Origin of the sequence: Flavobacterium maritimum (genome assembly GCF_040049085.1) — a bacterium.
In the GTDB taxonomy this organism is placed as follows: domain Bacteria; phylum Bacteroidota; class Bacteroidia; order Flavobacteriales; family Flavobacteriaceae; genus Flavobacterium; species Flavobacterium maritimum.
Window position 1 is genome coordinate 180,775 of record NZ_JBDLZY010000004.1, and the last position, 16,268, is coordinate 197,042.

The following is a 16,268-nucleotide window of genomic DNA, read 5'->3' on the forward strand; positions in this document are numbered from 1 at the left end:
AAATACTATTGTCATTGAAAACTAAAACTTTAATAAATGAATAAACGTGTAGTAATTACAGGTCTCGGTGTTGTCGCTCCAAATGGAGTGGGGCTTGATGCATTTACGCATGCTATTAAAAACGGTATTTCGGGAATTAAGCATGATGTCGAATTGGAACGATTGCAATTCTCTTGTCAAATTGCCGGAAAGCCTGAAATTTCAACAGAATTTGCATTGAATTATTTTTCCGAATTGGAATTGAGGAATTTTAATTCATCAGGAATTTTATATGGCGTAATTGCAGGGATTGATGCATGGGCTGATGCTGGTTTGTTAATTGAAATAAATGAGGAGCCAGATTGGGACAGCGGAACTATTTTTGGAACAGGTACTTCGGGGATTGATAAATTTAGGGAGAGTATTTATAAAATTGATGATTTTCAAACCCGACGCTTAGGTAGTACAGCAGTGGCGCAGACTATGAACAGTGGTGTGAGCGCTTACTTAGGCGGGAAATTAGGATTGGGAAATCAGGTGTCTACCAATTCATCAGCATGCACTACGGGGACAGAAAGTATTTTAATGGCTTTTGAACGTATAAAATCAGGTCAGGCAAAACGTATTTTAGCAGGAAGTACAAGTGATTCTGGGCCATATATTTGGGGAGGATTTGACGCTATGCGAGTTTGTACCTTTAAACATAATGATTCGCCTGAAAATGGTTCCAGACCGATGTCTGAGAGTGCTTCGGGATTTGTTCCGGGGAGTGGGGCAGGCGCTCTGGTTTTAGAAGATTTAGAAAGCGCACTAGAACGTGGTGCAAAAATTTATGCTGAAGTTTTAGGCGGAAATGTCAATTCAGGTGGACAACGCGGCTCAGGATCCATGACAGCTCCGAATTCTGTAGCGGTGCAAAAATGTATTAAAAGTGCTATCGAGAATGCTGGAATTCAACCAGGTGATATTGATGCTATAAATGGTCATTTGACAGCAACCACAAAAGATAGTTTGGAAATTCAAAATTGGAGGGAGGCATTAGGAAGATCTGGTGTGAATTTTCCATATATCAATTCTTTAAAATCAAGTGTGGGACATTGCTTATCAGGAGCAGGGAGTATTGAAAGCGTTGCTTCGATATTGCAGCTGCATCAAGGATTTATTTTTCCGAACCGTAATTGTGAGGATATAAATCCTGAAATTACTGCTTTAATTGATTCATCCCGGATTCCGCAAAAGTTGATAGAAAAAGAGCTTAATATTGTGGCAAAAGCCAGTTTTGGTTTTGGGGATGTAAATGGATGTGTGATTTTTAAGAAATATAGCTAGTCTAAGATCTTAGATTTATCTATTGAATTAAAGCTATAAATAATATCATTCAAATTATTGAAAATGTATAAATTAGTATAATTAATAAAGTAAAAACATGAATAAACAAGAAACAATCGAGAGGTTAAAAAGTATTGTAAAGCCATTCATTCAGAACCAACTAGCTTTTGATAATCTTACTGAAGACACGGATTTTATCAATGATTTGAAAATTAATTCAGCCAATCTTGTTGACGTAATTCTCGATATTGAAGAAGCTTTCGAAATAGAAATTGATAATCAGTCTATGGAACGAATGCTAAATTTAAAAGCAGCGATGGAGATTATTGAAACCAAATTATCCGAAAAATGATTGGGAATGACATTGTAGATTTGGCTTTAGCGAAAAAAGAAAGCAACTGGAAGCGATCAGGGTTTCTGAATAAAATTTTTACTTCAAGAGAGCAATTGCTGATTGCTGATGCTGTAAATCAGGATGTAATGGTCTGGAATTTATGGGCAAGAAAGGAAGCGGCTTACAAAATCTACAATAGAGAAACAGGAATTCGAGGGTATTTCCCATTGCAATTGGAATGTGAATACGAAAATCAAAACTCAGGAACGGTAATTATTAATAATTATACTTATTTGACGGAAACTACTATTTGCAATGATTGTGTTTATGCAATTGCGGTTACTGAAAAAGCGTATTTTAAGCAAATAAGGATTTTAGATTCCGAAACAAAAATCAGCAAAAGAAAAGGGATTCCATTTTTAACAGATGATTTTGGCAAAAATGAAATCCCGGTTTCTATTAGTCATCACGGTCGTTTCTGGAAAGGAATTAGTCTTTGAAAACTTATTAAAAAAGGGTTTACTGGATTCCTAATCTTGCTTTTAACTTCAGAAATAGCAAAGCAATTTTATAGGCATCTTCTGAGGAAGAATTTCGGTCACTTTTTGGGATTTTATAGATAGTGCACAATTCGTCAAGTGAAAATTGTCTGTCAGTGATGTCGTGTAGTTTACGGTACATTACATCAATATCCAAAGCTTCATTTTTTAGTCTGCCGCAGTCCAGTTTTTCCAATGCCGCATTGATCATTTCTACATCGAAATCAATATGATGACCAACCAAAACTGCATTGCCAATATAATCGATGAATGATTTTATAGCGTCTGGTTCCACCATTTTTTTCATTTTACTTTCGATAATAAACTCATTGGAAAGTCCATTGTCATGAAGAAATTTATACTGCAATAATACCGTTTCGAAGCTGTCACCAATAAGAATGCTGTTATCTACCACTGCAAATGAGCCAATAGATAAGATTACGTCTTTATGGGGATTCATGCCTGAAGTTTCAGTGGATAAAACAACGAAACGCTTTGATTTATGCTCGAATTTTGAAAGATATGTTTTCCAAAACTCAGGATGTTCTTTGTTGATGTTTTTCAGCCAGTCTAGCATAATTATGAAAATTGGGTAAGTTGAAATTTACTTTTAATTAATTCTTCCAATTCTCTCATTGGAGCTAAAGCGTTTTTCAATTTTTCTTTATCAATTTTTGTTAACTCACTTAAATTTATAAATTGTCCTGAATCATCATTTTTTAAACCTTCAAGGGCTCTAAATTTAGATAAAGTTAAAAAAGCTTCGGCACAATTTAGATAAATTTCAGCGTTTTTAGGATCTATAATGGCTAATTGTTTGAAGCGTAAGTAGGTGTTATTGATTCCTTTGACGCCATGGCTTAAAGCAAATAGACGAGCACCATCAATTAGAGGCATCAAAGCACGGGTTTTGATATCAAATTTATTTTTGTTTGGACCTTCTTCCTCTTCAACAATGAATTTTTTGAAAAAACTTAAAGGAGCGTTTTTTCTCAAAGCATCGTTACCAAGGAAATCAAAGAAAAGCGTGTTGTTTTGTGTGTTATTCAGAATAACAGTTTGAATGGCTTCTTCGATTTTAGGCTCTCCAAAAACAATTTCATAGTCAAAGAAAATACTGCTTAAATCATTGCTGTTTTCACCTGGAGTATTCATCCAGCTGTTGTATTGTTTTGCCCAGTCTGTCAGAGACTTACACCACATCATATTGCTTCCCATATGACCGTAAGGACAGAGTTCATAACCCACTTTTTCAAGTGTTACAGTTGTTTTTTTACCTAGTTTAAGGAAGTAATCTTTTACGTCACGGTATTTGTCTGGAGTGACATCTTCAAAAACTAAAATACTGTCTTGGTCAGTTAATAGCAATTGTTCTTTTCTTCCTTGACTACCAATACTTAACCAGGCGAAACGGGCAGGAGGGGAGCCTAAATCTAAAATAGATAGTTCTACGGCACGTTTAATTAATGCCAAATTGATTTCGCTGGCAATGTTGTTAATATGAGAAAGAGGTATATTTTTAATAATTGAGTTTTGAATGAGGTCAGTCATTCGGTCTCTAATTTGCTTTAAATCTTTTGCTGATTGTGAACGTTTGATTTCTTTTATTAAAACTCCTGGATTACTGGCTTGCGCAACAATCAAATCGTGTTCTGAAATAATTCCTTTTACGACAGATGTATTGGTTCCGTCTAATGTAACGCATAAATGAGTCACATTATGCTTTAACATAAGTAATTGGGCTTCTGCCAAAGAAACATTCTCGACAACAGTTACCACAGGAGAGGACATGATTTTGTCAATTGTATCCGTTATAGGGAACCTGCCGGTCGCAACTTTGGTGCACATATCAGTATGTGTGACAACGCCAATAGGAATGTTGTTATCGCAAATAATAATACTGTTGATTAAATTATTAGTCATCGCTTGCGCAACGTCTTTGATTACATCATTAACGGTTGAAGTCAACGGAGATTTATTATATGACAAGGGCTGAAAATTCATTATTTCCGATTGTTGATCAGAATAGAATATGTTGTCTGAGATAAGTTTACCCCGTATATTTTCCCTGTCTTTAGAATTGGTTGTATTGGTAGCAAAACTTTCCAATAAGAAATCCAAAACTTTTGGATTATTTGCGACAAACGGTCGGAAAGTAGCAATAGGAATAGCATAAACAATGCTTTCTTCACGAGCTTTGGCTGTCATCATGTAATTGTTTTTGGCAAAAAAAGGACGCAAGCCAAAAATATCACCTTCATGACATTTGTTTAATAATGTTTCTTCAGCATCTGCAATTACAGATAAATTGATAAGCCCTGATGCCACAACATAAAAACTGTCATGCAAAACATCATCAATTTGGAATAAGGTTTTATGTTTTTCTAAATTTACAACGCGAATACTTGTGGCGATTTCTGATAATTCTTCAAATGTTAAATTATCAAAAGGTTGGTATTCTTTCAAAAAATCCGCAATGTGCTCTGCAATTGTATTCATAAGATTTGATAAGTAAATAAAGTATCGTTTGTAAAAATAATAAATTAATAAATTATAATACCGCGATTAATAGAGTAATGCGATTAATTTATAAATTTCTTAATTTTTTCTTAAAATTATTAAGAATTATGACAAATTTAATTAAGTTATTTTAAATTTAGGACTTAAACTAAAACATTTTAAATCATGGGATTACAAAAGAAAATTCATCTGTTCCTTATTGTATTACTGACGGCAACCTTCGTTAATGCACAAGATAAACCTGCAAGTCCGGCAACTGTTGCAACAGGTAAAATTAATGGCGCTACAATTACTGTTAATTATAGCAGCCCATCTGTAAAAGGCAGAAAAATTTGGGGTGAACTAGTACCTTTTAATAAAGTTTGGCGCGCTGGTGCCAATGAGGCAACGACTTTTGAAACCGATAAAGATCTTATGATTGAAGGTTCAAAATTACCGGCAGGAAAATATTCTTTTTTTGTAATACCAAATGAAAAAGAATGTGTAATTATCTTTAATAAAGAAGCTAAACAATGGGGAGCTTATAAATACAAAGAAAAAGATGATCAGTTACGAGTAACCGTGAAACAGAAAATTACAGATTCAAATGCTGAAAATTTAGTGTACACGATAAATGAAAATGATATTGTTTTAAGTTGGGAAAAATGGAGTATTCCAATTTCTGTGAAATAGAATAAAAAATAGTTGTTTTTAAAAAGCATTATCAAGATTGGTAGTGCTTTTTTGTTTTACAGAAGAGACAAAATGAACGGGACATAAAAAAGAAAAGAATATAGAGAACTATAGCTTCTAATGTAAAGGTTTAAAAATTCTATTTTACATAATATAAATTATAGTGCAAAATATATACATTTTAATTCAATGCTTTTAAATGTGCTTTTTACTCTTTTTATTAAAAAGAAACGAACAATAAAAGCTTTACTGTCCGTTTTCTTTACTTATACAGTAACGTTAAGCTAAATTACTGAAACTTTGATTTCATTACTTGTTTTAATCTTTTTGGATGCTTTATAAGTGCTATAGCCATAAAGAGTTACAATGGTCAAACAGATTAATGGTAAAATAAATGAAAAGTTAACTTCAGGTATAAATCCTAAAATTTTGACATCTGAAAATCCAGATCCGCCCCAATCCAAAATACTTCCTTGCATAACAGGCATCAATGCTCCACCAACAATAGCCATAACTAAACCGGCAGATCCAATTTTTGCTTCATCGCCCATGTCTTTTAGTGCTATACCATAGATAGTTGGAAACATAATTGACATAAAAATCGAGATGCAAATTAGAGCAACTAATCCTGGCATGCCTTGTAATATAATCGCGCCAGCTGCGCAGATTACTCCTCCAATACCAAATACCATTAATATTTTTGATGGATTTATGGTTTTCATCAAACCAGTTCCAATCCATCGGCCCAATAAAAATAAAATCATTGCAGTTATATTGTAATACGTGGCGGTTAATTCTAATCCAAATGTTTTGTTGATGTTGTCTACATATTGAAAAATAAATGTCCAACACATAATTTGCGCACCAACATAAAAAGCCTGAGCAATAACGCCATGTTTGTAATTTTTATTGGCGAATAACTTCTTGAACGATTCAGAGATTGACATTTTATCTTCGTGAGCTGTTTTAGGCATTTTTGTCATAATAATAATGATCAAAATTATTAAGACAAAAATTCCTAATCCAATGTAAGGAATACTGATGATACCTAAATCATTTTCGCGGATACTGGCTAATTCGCTTGAATTTAAAGCTTTATAGGCTTCTTGTGTGTAATCATCGGATTTTATTTCTTTAATGACTAAAAACTGGGCCATGACCAATCCGGTAATTGCTCCAATTGGGTTAAATGCCTGCGCTAAATTTAAACGTTGAGTTGCGGTTTCTTTATTGCCCAAAAATAAAATCAAGGGATTTGAAGTGGTTTCAAGAAAGGCTAAGCCGCAAGTAATTACCCATAAGGAAACAAGGAAGAAAGTGTAACTTTGGTAATGTGCTGCGGGATAGAATAAGAAAGCACCTGTCGCATATAATAGCAGTCCTAATATTATTCCAGATTTATAGCTGTATTTTCTAATGAATAATGCAGCTGGTAAAGCCATGAAGAAATACCCAAAATAAAAGGCAAATTGTACTAATGATGCTTGTGTATTGGAAAGTTCCGGCATTACTTTTTTGAAAGTAGAAACCATCGGAGTTGTTAAATCATTGGCGATTCCCCAAAGGGCAAATAGTATGGTAATTATTATAAACTGAAAAACGAATTCTTTACTTACTACAGGGATTTTTTTAGTTAGATTCATTGTCTTAATTATTTAATTAATTGAAAATGCATTTGATTCCTTGACTTTAGAATCGGTTTGTTCAAAACCACATAAAAACTCATCTATTTCCGATTGTGAAATTACTGGGTTCGCTCCTTCGCTCTGGGCAACAATAGATCCAACAGCACTAGCAAAATTGATGGCATACTGCGGGTCTTTTCCGTTAAGGAGCATTATGATTAATGAAGCCAGGAAAGAATCTCCCGAACCTACAGTATCTACGACATTTACTTTGAAACCTGAATTGTGATAAAATTTATTTTCATGATATAATACGGCTCCGTGAGATCCTAAAGTAACACAGACCGTAGGTGTTTTGGTTTTCTCAGCTATGAATTTAATATTTTGTTCCAATGACTTTTTATTTGAATTCAAATCATCACAAATTTCATTCAATTCATCATCGTTAAATTTCAGAAAATCAGCCTCATTCAATAAATCCAATACATTTTTTTTAGTATAATGCGGGATTCTTAAATTCACATCAAATATTTTATATTTCGCCACAGCCAAAAGTTCTTTCAATGTATCTCTGGAAACAGAATCTCTTGAAGATAAACTTCCATACACAAAGAAATCGGCGTCTTTTACAATTGCAATATTCTCAGCAGAAGATTCGATTTTGTCCCAGGCAGCCGGATAATTGATGTCATAGGAAGCATTCCCTTTTTCATTTAAAATTACATTGACGATACCTGTTGGATACGTATCGTTTACTTGAACCGCTTTGGTATTAATGCCCAAATTATTTAAATAATCGACTAATTTTTTTCCATTAGCATCATTTCCAACACCACTGATCATTGCGATATCACCTCCTAGCGAGTTTAATCGCGAGGCTACATTTAGTGGTGCTCCACCAATTTTTTTATGTTCCAGGAAAACATCGAAAAGGATTTCTCCAAAACTCACACCTTTTAATTTATTTTTCATTTTTTCTTTTTTTTGCGTCAAACAATATATTTAGGTAATTACTTTTATTATTGATTAATGGTACCATTTGTCGACCATTTTCCTCATGAACAACAAGCTGCCTTTTGCAAGGTCTTCTGAATTATATTTAGAGGGCCTCCATAAGGAAGTTGGTCCGACCAATTCTTTAATCTGTGAGGAAAAATTTTCAAGAACTAAAGGTCCCTGGTAATTAATTTCGGCTAAAGCTTTGAAAAAATCATCCCAATGCACATTGCCTTCTCCTGTCATTCCTCGGTCACTTTCGGTGATATGCACATGTTGCAATCTGTTTCCGGCGCGAATAATCGGATCATAAAAATTACTTTCTTCAATATTCATGTGAAATGTATCCAGATGTAATCCGATATTAGGTTTGCTGATACGTTCAATCATGTCCAGGACTTCATCTGCAGCTGTAAATACATAGCTTTCGTAACGGTTGATGGGTTCTGGAGCAATAATTATGTTGCATTTTTCGGCATAATTGGCTACTTCTGTAAATACCTGCTGAATTATTATTTTCTCTTCTGTTGTGCAAGGATTTCTTGTGAATGTTCCGATAGCTGAATGTAGCACCCCTCCTAGAAAATCACCATCCATTTCGGCTACTTTGTCAACTGCAGATTTAATCAGTGCTACCGCTTGTTCCGGGTAAAAAGGGATATGACAGTTGGCCGGTAAATTCAATGTGCAACGCCCTGAAATACCGTGTTCTTCAAGTTGTTTTTTGGTTGTTTTGGGATCGAAATCTAATGAGGCCGGTAAAATAATTTCAAGCATGTCAAAACCGTATTCAGCAGTTTTTTTTATGGCAAAACGTCCGCCTTCAACACTCCATCCGGGGATAAATGATAAAATTGTTGTTCCAAAAAGTGGCATATTTATATAGTTTTAAAGTAGTTATAGTTTTGGCTTAGCGGATGGTCTGTCTAAAATAGCCACCATTCTGTTTTTACTCCGATGTAAGTTCCCCAACTGTTTTGGTTCACTTGTAAATAGGGAGAGTAATTATGATCACGAGCGTAATCGTTATAGTGCGCTACCGTAAAAACAAGACGGATGTGGGGACGACTCCAAGGGTCTTTTTGTCCTAATGGTACAATGGTGGGCGCAAAAGAAAATTTCCACATATTTGCCTCTGGATTATCCCCATCTTTTCGCACGGAATAATGAACTTCTTCAATTAAGTGCAACCATTTGGTAACATAATAGAAGCTTCTGAATCCCACCACAAAATCGGTTTTTTGATTGTACAATTGGTTGCCGTTGAAATATTCGTCGGTATTGGTACTCGCAGAACCTCCTTTGCTTTTTGTAAAAACACCATATCCATTAATACTGAACTTCTGTGAGAGGTTTAGCAAAAAATGTTCTACCATCGTAAGTGAATAAGCATTGCTATACTTTCCTTCATCATCAGGTGCTCCGTAGGTTGCCCAAGTGAAAGTGTTTCCGTTATCACCACCATTTGCGATTCCGGCCCCATAACGAACAGATAGCTGATTGAACGAACCGGGTAAAGTCGTTTTAAACGGATTGCTGTATTTAATTCCGGCTACCCATCCGTTGTCGGCTGGATAATTTTTAGAAGCATTTTCAGAATTGGCAGCAACATGATGAAATTCCCCCAAAAGCTTAATAATGCCGTTGTTTTTCAGGTTTATACTGTGCTCCCCTATCCAGACCATGCGCTGACGAATAGCGGGATTGGTGGCTCCCGCAACGGTAATCTCGTAATTATAAGGATAAACATTTGTCGAATCAGCCGAAGCAGGCATTAACATGGTCAGTTCCGTGTTTTTATAGCTTACGCCAAATCCTTGAGAGGAATGATCGTCGAAATAGAAGTAATCACTAATATGTATGTCATCGTAGCGACGAAAACGGGCGCCCACCCAAGCGGACCATTTGCTTCCCATAATATTTCTCGCTTCAATAAAAGCTTCAGGAAGAATAAAGGTCAATCCTTCATTGGAACGGGTGCTGACGTTGCCAACAAATTGGCCGTTGGCGGAGTACATTCCCATACGCATTTGGAAGGTTACATTAGTGCTATCTTTTCCAATAATCTTTGGAGTGAAATGTACTGCAGGTAAAATATCAATGTAATCCGTTTGTTCCATACGTCCGCCTAAAGAACCTTGACCTGAAAGGTTTAATGGTTTCCACATATTTCCTTCTCCATTTGGGGAAAATCCAACACCTATTCGGCCGGTTGTTCCTAAAGAAAAATTGGGATTAGTAATAACCACTTGTGAATAGGTACATATAGAAGATATTGAAAGTATTAGTAAAAGAAGTTTGGTTTTCATGGACTTGTATTTAAAAATGAAAGTTCATTTTTTGGTTTATTATTTAATTATTTTAATAAACGTCAATATGACTATTAATATTCAAATGTAAAAATTAATTTAATACAACAATAAAAAAATATTAATTATTTTAAAAATTCAATAAATTTAAAGCTTATATAATAGTAATGTAATAAAATTATATCTAATTGTTATATTTTATATAAAAAGTATATATGACGTTTAATTTGTAAATGATGCTAAAATAATAGTAAATTTGAAATCATAAATAAATCATTACTTTTGTATCTATAAATGATGTGTGTAAAAACAACAAGTCATTTAAAAACAGTATTAATCTTATTTTTATCCACTTCATGAAACCTAAAATAATACCTAATATATCTGTAGACTGTGTTGTTTTTGGTTTCGACGTCAATGCAAAATCGCTAAACGTATTGTTGCTGGAACGTTATTTAGAATCTGCAGAAAGTCATGAAACTCTTGTAAATGATTATGTTCTAACAGGATATCATACACTTGAAAATGAAACTATAGATGAAACTGCCAGCAGAGTTTTGAGGGAGTTAACTGGACTCGATAATCTTTATAAAAAACAGTTTAAAGTTTTCGGAGACCCCAATCGTTTGATGAATGAAAAAGATGTTATTTGGGCCAAAAGCGAGAATTTTAACCAACGTACCATCACTATTGCTTATTATTTTTTAGTAAAAACACATGAGGTTAACTTAGAAAATAACCAACATCAACCACAATGGTTTCCGATAAATAATTTGCCTGAATTAGGATTTGACCATAGAAAGATTATCAACGAAGCTTATGCCGATTTAAAAGCGAAATCATTATACCAACCGATTATTTTTGAACTTTTACCTGATAAGTTTACCATTAAGGAGTTGCAGGATGTGTATGAATGTATATTAGGGGTTGAAATTGACAACAGAAATTTTAGAAGAAAATTGTTGACGAAGAAATACCTGATTGAACTGGATGAAAAACAAGTGGGTGTTTCCAAAAAACCTTCAAAGCTTTTTATGTTTAGTAAAGATATTTACCAAAAAATCTATAAGGAAAGTTACTTAATAAGTATTTAATTCACTGTATTGCGTTGCGTTATTGTCCGAAATAAAAATCCGAAGACTTCCTCCTCTTATCACCTATTAAGAGTTACTTTTGCAAAAAATTAAAAAAGGATTCCTAAAATGACTAAAACAAAATATTTCGAATTAATTCTGATTTTAGGATTACTAACAGCTCTTGGTCCGTTTTCTATTGATATGTATTTACCTGGTTTTTCAGGAATTGCTAAAGATTTAAATACTTCCGTTGCTAATGTTTCATTAACATTATCCAGTTATTTCATAGGAATATCTGCCGGACAATTATTATATGGGCCATTGTTAGATCGTTTTGGAAGAAAAAAACCATTGTTTATAGGAACCCTTGTCTATATTTTAGCTTCTTTGGGATGTGTTTTTGTAGCCGATATTGATACTTTTATTGGGCTACGGTTTATACAAGCGATTGGCAGTTGTGCTGCGACAGTAGCTTCAGTTTCGATGGTTCGGGATTTATTTCCTGTAAAAGATATTCCAAAAGTCTTTTCAATGCTGATGCTGGTAGTTGGGCTTTCACCAATGCTAGCGCCAACTATTGGAGGTTATGTTACAGAATATTATGGCTGGCATACCGTATTTTTCATCTTAATGTGTATTGGAATCGTTATTCTTGTAGCAGCGCAAATTGTACTCCCGAACACTTATGAACCTAACGTTTCCATTTCATTAAAACCAAAGCCTATTATCGCCGAATTTATAAGTATTATAAAAGTGCCTCAGTTTTATACCTATGCGTTTGCAGGTGCTATCGCTTTTTCCGGATTGTTTGTTTATGTGGCAGCCTCCCCTATTTTATTTATGAATATCTTTGAGGTAGGTCCTAAAATCTATGGTTGGATATTTGCCTTTATGTCTCTGAGTTTTATAATTGCCAGTCAGCTTAATTCGTTGTTATTAAGAAAATTTACAAGTGAACAGATGATTTTTGGAGCATTAATCAGTCAATCCGTTATTAGTATTGTTTTCTTAGTACTGGTCATGAATGATGTTCTGGAATTGTATGGAACGATTACCATGATGTTTTTATTCTTGGCTTGTTTGGGTATATCAAATCCCAATACAGCAGGACTTACCCTTGCTCCTTTTTCAAGAAATGCAGGAAGTGCATCGGCTTTGATGGGCGCTATTCAGCTGGGATTGGGTGCTTTTGCCTCGTTTTTAGTAGGTGTTTTTGTAAAAGATTCGATGGTGCCAATGGTTGTCATTATGACTTGTACCACAATTATTGCTTTTATTATTTTAAATATTGGTAAAAGAAAAATTAAAGAAACTATTGTGAATTCAGGAGACGAGGAAATTCCAATGGTTCATTAATTTGTTATATGGACAAAGAACTATAACTTTTGCAAATAGACAGATTTGCCATTCACCATTACATCATACTGACCTGACTTTTCATTAAAAGTTGTTCTAACATAATTTCCTTTAAAAACAATAACGGCACCATAAATTTTTCCATTGCTAGCTGATACAAAATCGAATACAACTCTTTTGTTATCAGGGCTAATGCTCAGTTTGTAACTGCTAAAGTCTGTGTTTATTATAGCAAATTCTTGTTTTGTGTCAATTATTTTATCGTCTACATAAAAATTGACAACTTTTTCGCTTAAGCTAATATCTGGATAATATTCATTGACTTTTTTTAGCAATTCATATTGTGCCGGACTTGCAGTCTCATTTTTAGATGCAATAGTTTGTGAAAATGAAGCTACCGAAAACATAAAACCCACTAGTAAAATGTACTTTTTCATAATGCTGATTTTTAAATTTTTTAAAAGATAGGTTTAAACCATTGAGCAATTTACGGATTTATTTTGTAAAAAACTGAAAAACAGAAGTTTGTGTTGTTTTGTTATAACGTTAATCCTTGTTCCTTTTGCAAAAAAAAATACTAGAAGTATATCATATTGGCAGGCAAGAGTGGGACACTCGCGCTGGCGGGGTCTTACAATCGCTTTACTAATTCTGTGATTGTAGTATATAATGCAATTAAGAGAATAAATAAAATGCCAAGCAATCTAAAGTCTGTAAATTTCTCTAATACATTGTTTTTATTTTCACAAACTAAGTTTTTATTTTCACAAACTAAACCTCCCCTTTCATTCTTTTTTCTGGTCTGATTATCATTCTTAACGATTGGTCTTTCGAAAAATAAGCAATCATCCAATGGTAAAAGGTGTTGATTCGGTTGCGATAGGTTATCAATGACATCAGGTGAACAAATAACCAAATCATCCAGGCCAAGAAACCTTTGAAATGCATTTTGGGTTTCGGTAAATCCACTACAGCTTTGTTTTTTCCAATGATGGCCATCGAACCTTTGTCGTTGTACTTAAAAGGTTTTAACGGTTTATTTTTAAGCATTAACTTGAAATTTTCGGCCAAATTCACTCCTTGTTGAATCGCTACCTGCGCCACCTGGGGATGACCATCAGGGAAATCAGCATCGTTCAGTTGGATACAAGTGTCTCCAATAGCGTAGATGTTATCGGTAGCATTTACTTTGTTGAAAGCATCCGTAGCCATTCGTTTGCCACGACCATAACTTTCTGCCGGAATTCCTTCAAATTCTCTGGCTGAAACTCCTGCCGCCCAAATTAAATTTTTGGTTTTAATGTTTTTTCCATCAGCAAAGAAAACAGTATCGTCTTTATAATCTACTACACGGGTGTTTAGTTTTACGACTACTCCAAGTTGGGTTACTGCTTCCAGCGTATCTGCTTGCGATGCTTCGCTCATAGGTGATAATAAAGCGTCTCCCCCATCGACCAAATAAACATTACTGGCAGTCGTTTCTAATTCAGGATATTCTTTGAGTAATATACTTTTTCGCATTTCGGCAAACATTCCTGATACTTCAACTCCTGTAGGGCCACCTCCAACAACTACAATAGTTAACAGGGTTCTTCGTTTACGAATGTCTTTACAAATAGCCGCTTTCTCTAAATTCTTTAAAAGAGTGTTGCGCATCTCAATGGCATCATTGAGCGTTTTCATTGGAATAGCATTTTTCTTGACATTTTCCATTCCGAAATAACTGGTTTCTGCACCAGTGGCAAAAACAAGATAATCATAATTCAATTCTCCGTTATTCAGGATTATTTTATTTTCGGCAGGAATTACTTTTTGCAATTCTCCTAAACGAAACTGAAGGTTCTTTTTACCTGCAAAAAATTTACGGAAGGGATAACTGATGCTGGAGGGTTCTAAAAAGGCTGTGGCTACCTGATAAATGAGTGGTGGAAAGAAATTATAGTTGTTTTTATCCACCAGAGTTACATGAATTCCCTCTTGATTTTGTAGTTCTTTAGCAAGATTGATTCCCGCAAATCCGCCACCTATTATTACAATTTCTATATCGTTGTTTTCCATGATGTGATTAAAAAAAATAGCATCCATAAATATACGTTATTTATGGATGCTATAAAAATCAGTTTTTCAGTCTAAGCTTTGAGTATTATATATAACAACTCTGAAAACTGCAACTAAAATTCAAATAACTAGTTTCTTTTAAGCTTTTTAACGGGCTTTTCTGAAGGTTCGTTTTTGTTTTGCAACAAATAATTGGCCAATAATTTTTCTATTAATTCGTCTTTTGTCAAATGATGAAAAACGGTTTTTATTTTTGTTTTTAATTCAGGGTCCACCTCATGATTGGGTTTTGTTTTAAAAATCTGCTTTGCCCATAATAAGGTGTTGTTCTCTTCGATACTGGCAACAGTTGGTTTTTTGAACTCGGTGAATTTAATTCCCAATTCTCTTTCAAACTCGGCAATTTCTGAAACTTCTTCCGGTTGTAATACGGTCAACGAGAGTCCTTTTGCTCCTGCTCTGGCTGTTCTTCCGCTGCGGTGCACGTACACTTCATAAACATCTGGTAAATGGTAATTGACTACATAAGAGATTTCTTTTACGTCAATTCCTCTGGCGGCCAAATCTGTGGCTACCAAAATATTGATATGACCTTCACGGAATTGCTCCATAATACGGTCACGAATACCTTGTGACAAACTGCCATGCAAAGCTCCTGATGAAAATCTGTTGATGGCTAAATTCTTAGCGAGCTTATTAACGGCAGCTTTTGTTTTACAAAAAATAATACCGCGTTCACCTTCTTTTGAATTTAAAAAATGCATCAAAACATCTAATTTTTCAATAGGATCAACAACTATATATTCGTGGTCAATACCTTGATTACCTACTGTTTCCATGTTCGAACTTACCTGAACCACGTTTTTATTTAAGTAGTTTTGAATAAGTTGTTTTATGGTTCCCGGCAAAGTAGCTGAGAATAAAAAGGTTTTATGGTTTTTAGGTAACTCGGCAATGATTTCGTCTAAACCTTCTTTTAAGATAGTAACCATTTCATCAGCTTCATCAAGCACAAGGAATTTGGTTTCTTTTAAATTTACCGCTTTACGTTGTATTAAATCGATTAAACGTCCCGGAGTGGCAACAACAATATGCGTTGGAGATGCCAATCTTTCGATTTGTGGTTTTATTGGAATTCCACCACATGTGGCAGCAATAGAAACCTCCGGTAAATATTTTGCGAAATCTTCTAAGTTTTTAAAAATCTGATGCCCTAATTCACGGGTTGGAACCAGAATAACAGCTTGAACAACAGGAAGACTGGTGTCAATTAATTGTAAAATAGGCAATCCAAAAGCAGCTGTTTTTCCCGTTCCGGTCTTGGCCAACCCAACAAGATCTGTTGTGTTTGCTAAAAGTAGCGGAATAGTTTTTTGCTGAATTTCTGTTGGCACAACAATTTTCAAATCAGAAAGTGCATTCAGTATCGGAGTGGAAATTCCTAAATTAGAGAATTGTTTTGACATTTTTTGGAT

Annotated in this window: 15 protein-coding genes; 6 read left to right on the plus strand and 9 right to left on the minus strand. The window is 34.5% G+C overall.

Going from position 1 to position 16,268, the window contains the following annotated elements:
• Window positions 1-36 precede the first annotated feature (36 nt).
• The 3 genes from ABEB23_RS10145 to ABEB23_RS10155 all read left to right on the plus strand — a co-directional run bounded on the left by ABEB23_RS10145 (window position 37) and on the right by ABEB23_RS10155 (window position 2,142).
• Window positions 37-1,308 (plus strand): beta-ketoacyl-[acyl-carrier-protein] synthase family protein, encoded by a 1,272-nt coding sequence (locus tag ABEB23_RS10145; protein WP_348812482.1) that lies wholly within the window; start codon window positions 37-39, stop codon window positions 1,306-1,308.
• A 97-nt stretch (window positions 1,309-1,405) separates the two neighbouring features.
• Window positions 1,406-1,660 (plus strand): phosphopantetheine-binding protein, encoded by a 255-nt coding sequence (locus tag ABEB23_RS10150; protein WP_348812483.1) that lies wholly within the window; start codon window positions 1,406-1,408, stop codon window positions 1,658-1,660.
• A complete protein-coding gene (locus tag ABEB23_RS10155; RefSeq protein ID WP_348812484.1) occupies window positions 1,657-2,142 on the plus strand; it encodes a 4'-phosphopantetheinyl transferase family protein in 486 nt (161 codons plus the stop codon). Before ABEB23_RS10150 ends, ABEB23_RS10155 begins: the two co-directional genes overlap by 4 nt.
• Window positions 2,143-2,161: 19 nt before the next feature.
• Here the strand turns inward: ABEB23_RS10155 and ABEB23_RS10160 are convergent, their stop codons facing one another.
• Window positions 2,162-2,758: a 3'-5' exonuclease gene (locus ABEB23_RS10160; protein WP_348812485.1), complete on the minus strand. Its 597-nt coding sequence runs from the start codon at window positions 2,756-2,758 to the stop codon at window positions 2,162-2,164.
• A 2-nt stretch (window positions 2,759-2,760) separates the two neighbouring features.
• A complete protein-coding gene (locus tag ABEB23_RS10165) occupies window positions 2,761-4,680 on the minus strand; it encodes a DUF294 nucleotidyltransferase-like domain-containing protein (protein WP_348812486.1) in 1,920 nt (639 codons plus the stop codon).
• Between the two features lie 186 nt (window positions 4,681-4,866).
• Between ABEB23_RS10165 and ABEB23_RS10170 the strand changes: the two genes are divergently transcribed.
• Window positions 4,867-5,373, plus strand: coding sequence for a DUF2911 domain-containing protein (locus ABEB23_RS10170; RefSeq protein ID WP_348812487.1), 507 nt, complete (start codon window positions 4,867-4,869; stop codon window positions 5,371-5,373).
• A 284-nt stretch (window positions 5,374-5,657) separates the two neighbouring features.
• On the opposite strand, the gene fucP is transcribed toward ABEB23_RS10170, so the two are convergent.
• From fucP to ABEB23_RS10190, 4 genes are read right to left on the minus strand one after another with little or no spacing between them, the layout of a single operon-like run.
• On the minus strand, window positions 5,658-7,016 hold the full coding sequence (gene fucP, locus ABEB23_RS10175; RefSeq protein ID WP_348812488.1) for an L-fucose:H+ symporter permease: 1,359 nt from the start codon (window positions 7,014-7,016) through the stop codon (window positions 5,658-5,660).
• Between the two features lie 12 nt (window positions 7,017-7,028).
• On the minus strand, window positions 7,029-7,970 hold the full coding sequence (locus ABEB23_RS10180) for a carbohydrate kinase family protein (protein ID WP_348812489.1): 942 nt from the start codon (window positions 7,968-7,970) through the stop codon (window positions 7,029-7,031).
• A 54-nt stretch (window positions 7,971-8,024) separates the two neighbouring features.
• Entirely contained in the window at window positions 8,025-8,870 is an 846-nt protein-coding gene (locus ABEB23_RS10185) for a sugar phosphate isomerase/epimerase family protein (RefSeq protein WP_348812490.1), read from the minus strand.
• 50 nt (window positions 8,871-8,920) lie between these two features.
• On the minus strand, window positions 8,921-10,303 hold the full coding sequence (locus tag ABEB23_RS10190) for a carbohydrate porin (RefSeq protein ID WP_348812491.1): 1,383 nt from the start codon (window positions 10,301-10,303) through the stop codon (window positions 8,921-8,923).
• A 356-nt stretch (window positions 10,304-10,659) separates the two neighbouring features.
• Between ABEB23_RS10190 and ABEB23_RS10195 the strand changes: the two genes are divergently transcribed.
• The gene (locus tag ABEB23_RS10195; RefSeq protein WP_348812492.1) at window positions 10,660-11,397 is read left to right on the plus strand and encodes an NUDIX hydrolase; all 738 of its coding nucleotides are present in this window, start codon (window positions 10,660-10,662) and stop codon (window positions 11,395-11,397) included.
• Window positions 11,398-11,505: 108 nt separating this feature from the next.
• Window positions 11,506-12,735, plus strand: coding sequence for a multidrug effflux MFS transporter (locus tag ABEB23_RS10200; protein ID WP_348812493.1), 1,230 nt, complete (start codon window positions 11,506-11,508; stop codon window positions 12,733-12,735).
• A gap of 20 nt (window positions 12,736-12,755) precedes the next feature.
• On the opposite strand, the gene ABEB23_RS10205 is transcribed toward ABEB23_RS10200, so the two are convergent.
• The 3 genes from ABEB23_RS10205 to ABEB23_RS10215 all read right to left on the minus strand — a co-directional run bounded on the left by ABEB23_RS10205 (window position 12,756) and on the right by ABEB23_RS10215 (window position 16,259).
• Window positions 12,756-13,172: a hypothetical protein gene (locus tag ABEB23_RS10205; RefSeq protein WP_348812494.1), complete on the minus strand. Its 417-nt coding sequence runs from the start codon at window positions 13,170-13,172 to the stop codon at window positions 12,756-12,758.
• A 334-nt stretch (window positions 13,173-13,506) separates the two neighbouring features.
• A complete protein-coding gene (locus tag ABEB23_RS10210; protein ID WP_348812747.1) occupies window positions 13,507-14,778 on the minus strand; it encodes an NAD(P)/FAD-dependent oxidoreductase in 1,272 nt (423 codons plus the stop codon).
• A gap of 143 nt (window positions 14,779-14,921) precedes the next feature.
• Entirely contained in the window at window positions 14,922-16,259 is a 1,338-nt protein-coding gene (locus ABEB23_RS10215) for a DEAD/DEAH box helicase (protein WP_348812495.1), read from the minus strand.
• Window positions 16,260-16,268: the final 9 nt, after the last annotated feature.

What these genes read in the sequence shown, in the direction of transcription:
- ABEB23_RS10145 (WP_348812482.1), top strand. Translation starts at nt 37, where the DNA reads ATGAATAAACGTGTAGTAATTACAGGTCTCGGTGTTGTCGCTCCAAAT.
- ABEB23_RS10150 (WP_348812483.1), top strand. Translation starts at nt 1,406, where the DNA reads ATGAATAAACAAGAAACAATCGAGAGGTTAAAAAGTATTGTAAAGCCA.
- ABEB23_RS10155 (WP_348812484.1), top strand. Translation starts at nt 1,657, where the DNA reads ATGATTGGGAATGACATTGTAGATTTGGCTTTAGCGAAAAAAGAAAGC.
- ABEB23_RS10160 (WP_348812485.1), bottom strand. Translation starts at nt 2,758, where the DNA reads ATGCTAGACTGGCTGAAAAACATCAACAAAGAACATCCTGAGTTTTGG.
- ABEB23_RS10165 (WP_348812486.1), bottom strand. Translation starts at nt 4,680, where the DNA reads ATGAATACAATTGCAGAGCACATTGCGGATTTTTTGAAAGAATACCAA.
- ABEB23_RS10170 (WP_348812487.1), top strand. Translation starts at nt 4,867, where the DNA reads ATGGGATTACAAAAGAAAATTCATCTGTTCCTTATTGTATTACTGACG.
- fucP (WP_348812488.1), bottom strand. Translation starts at nt 7,016, where the DNA reads ATGAATCTAACTAAAAAAATCCCTGTAGTAAGTAAAGAATTCGTTTTT.
- ABEB23_RS10180 (WP_348812489.1), bottom strand. Translation starts at nt 7,970, where the DNA reads ATGAAAAATAAATTAAAAGGTGTGAGTTTTGGAGAAATCCTTTTCGAT.
- ABEB23_RS10185 (WP_348812490.1), bottom strand. Translation starts at nt 8,870, where the DNA reads ATGCCACTTTTTGGAACAACAATTTTATCATTTATCCCCGGATGGAGT.
- ABEB23_RS10190 (WP_348812491.1), bottom strand. Translation starts at nt 10,303, where the DNA reads ATGAAAACCAAACTTCTTTTACTAATACTTTCAATATCTTCTATATGT.
- ABEB23_RS10195 (WP_348812492.1), top strand. Translation starts at nt 10,660, where the DNA reads ATGAAACCTAAAATAATACCTAATATATCTGTAGACTGTGTTGTTTTT.
- ABEB23_RS10200 (WP_348812493.1), top strand. Translation starts at nt 11,506, where the DNA reads ATGACTAAAACAAAATATTTCGAATTAATTCTGATTTTAGGATTACTA.
- ABEB23_RS10205 (WP_348812494.1), bottom strand. Translation starts at nt 13,172, where the DNA reads ATGAAAAAGTACATTTTACTAGTGGGTTTTATGTTTTCGGTAGCTTCA.
- ABEB23_RS10215 (WP_348812495.1), bottom strand. Translation starts at nt 16,259, where the DNA reads ATGTCAAAACAATTCTCTAATTTAGGAATTTCCACTCCGATACTGAAT.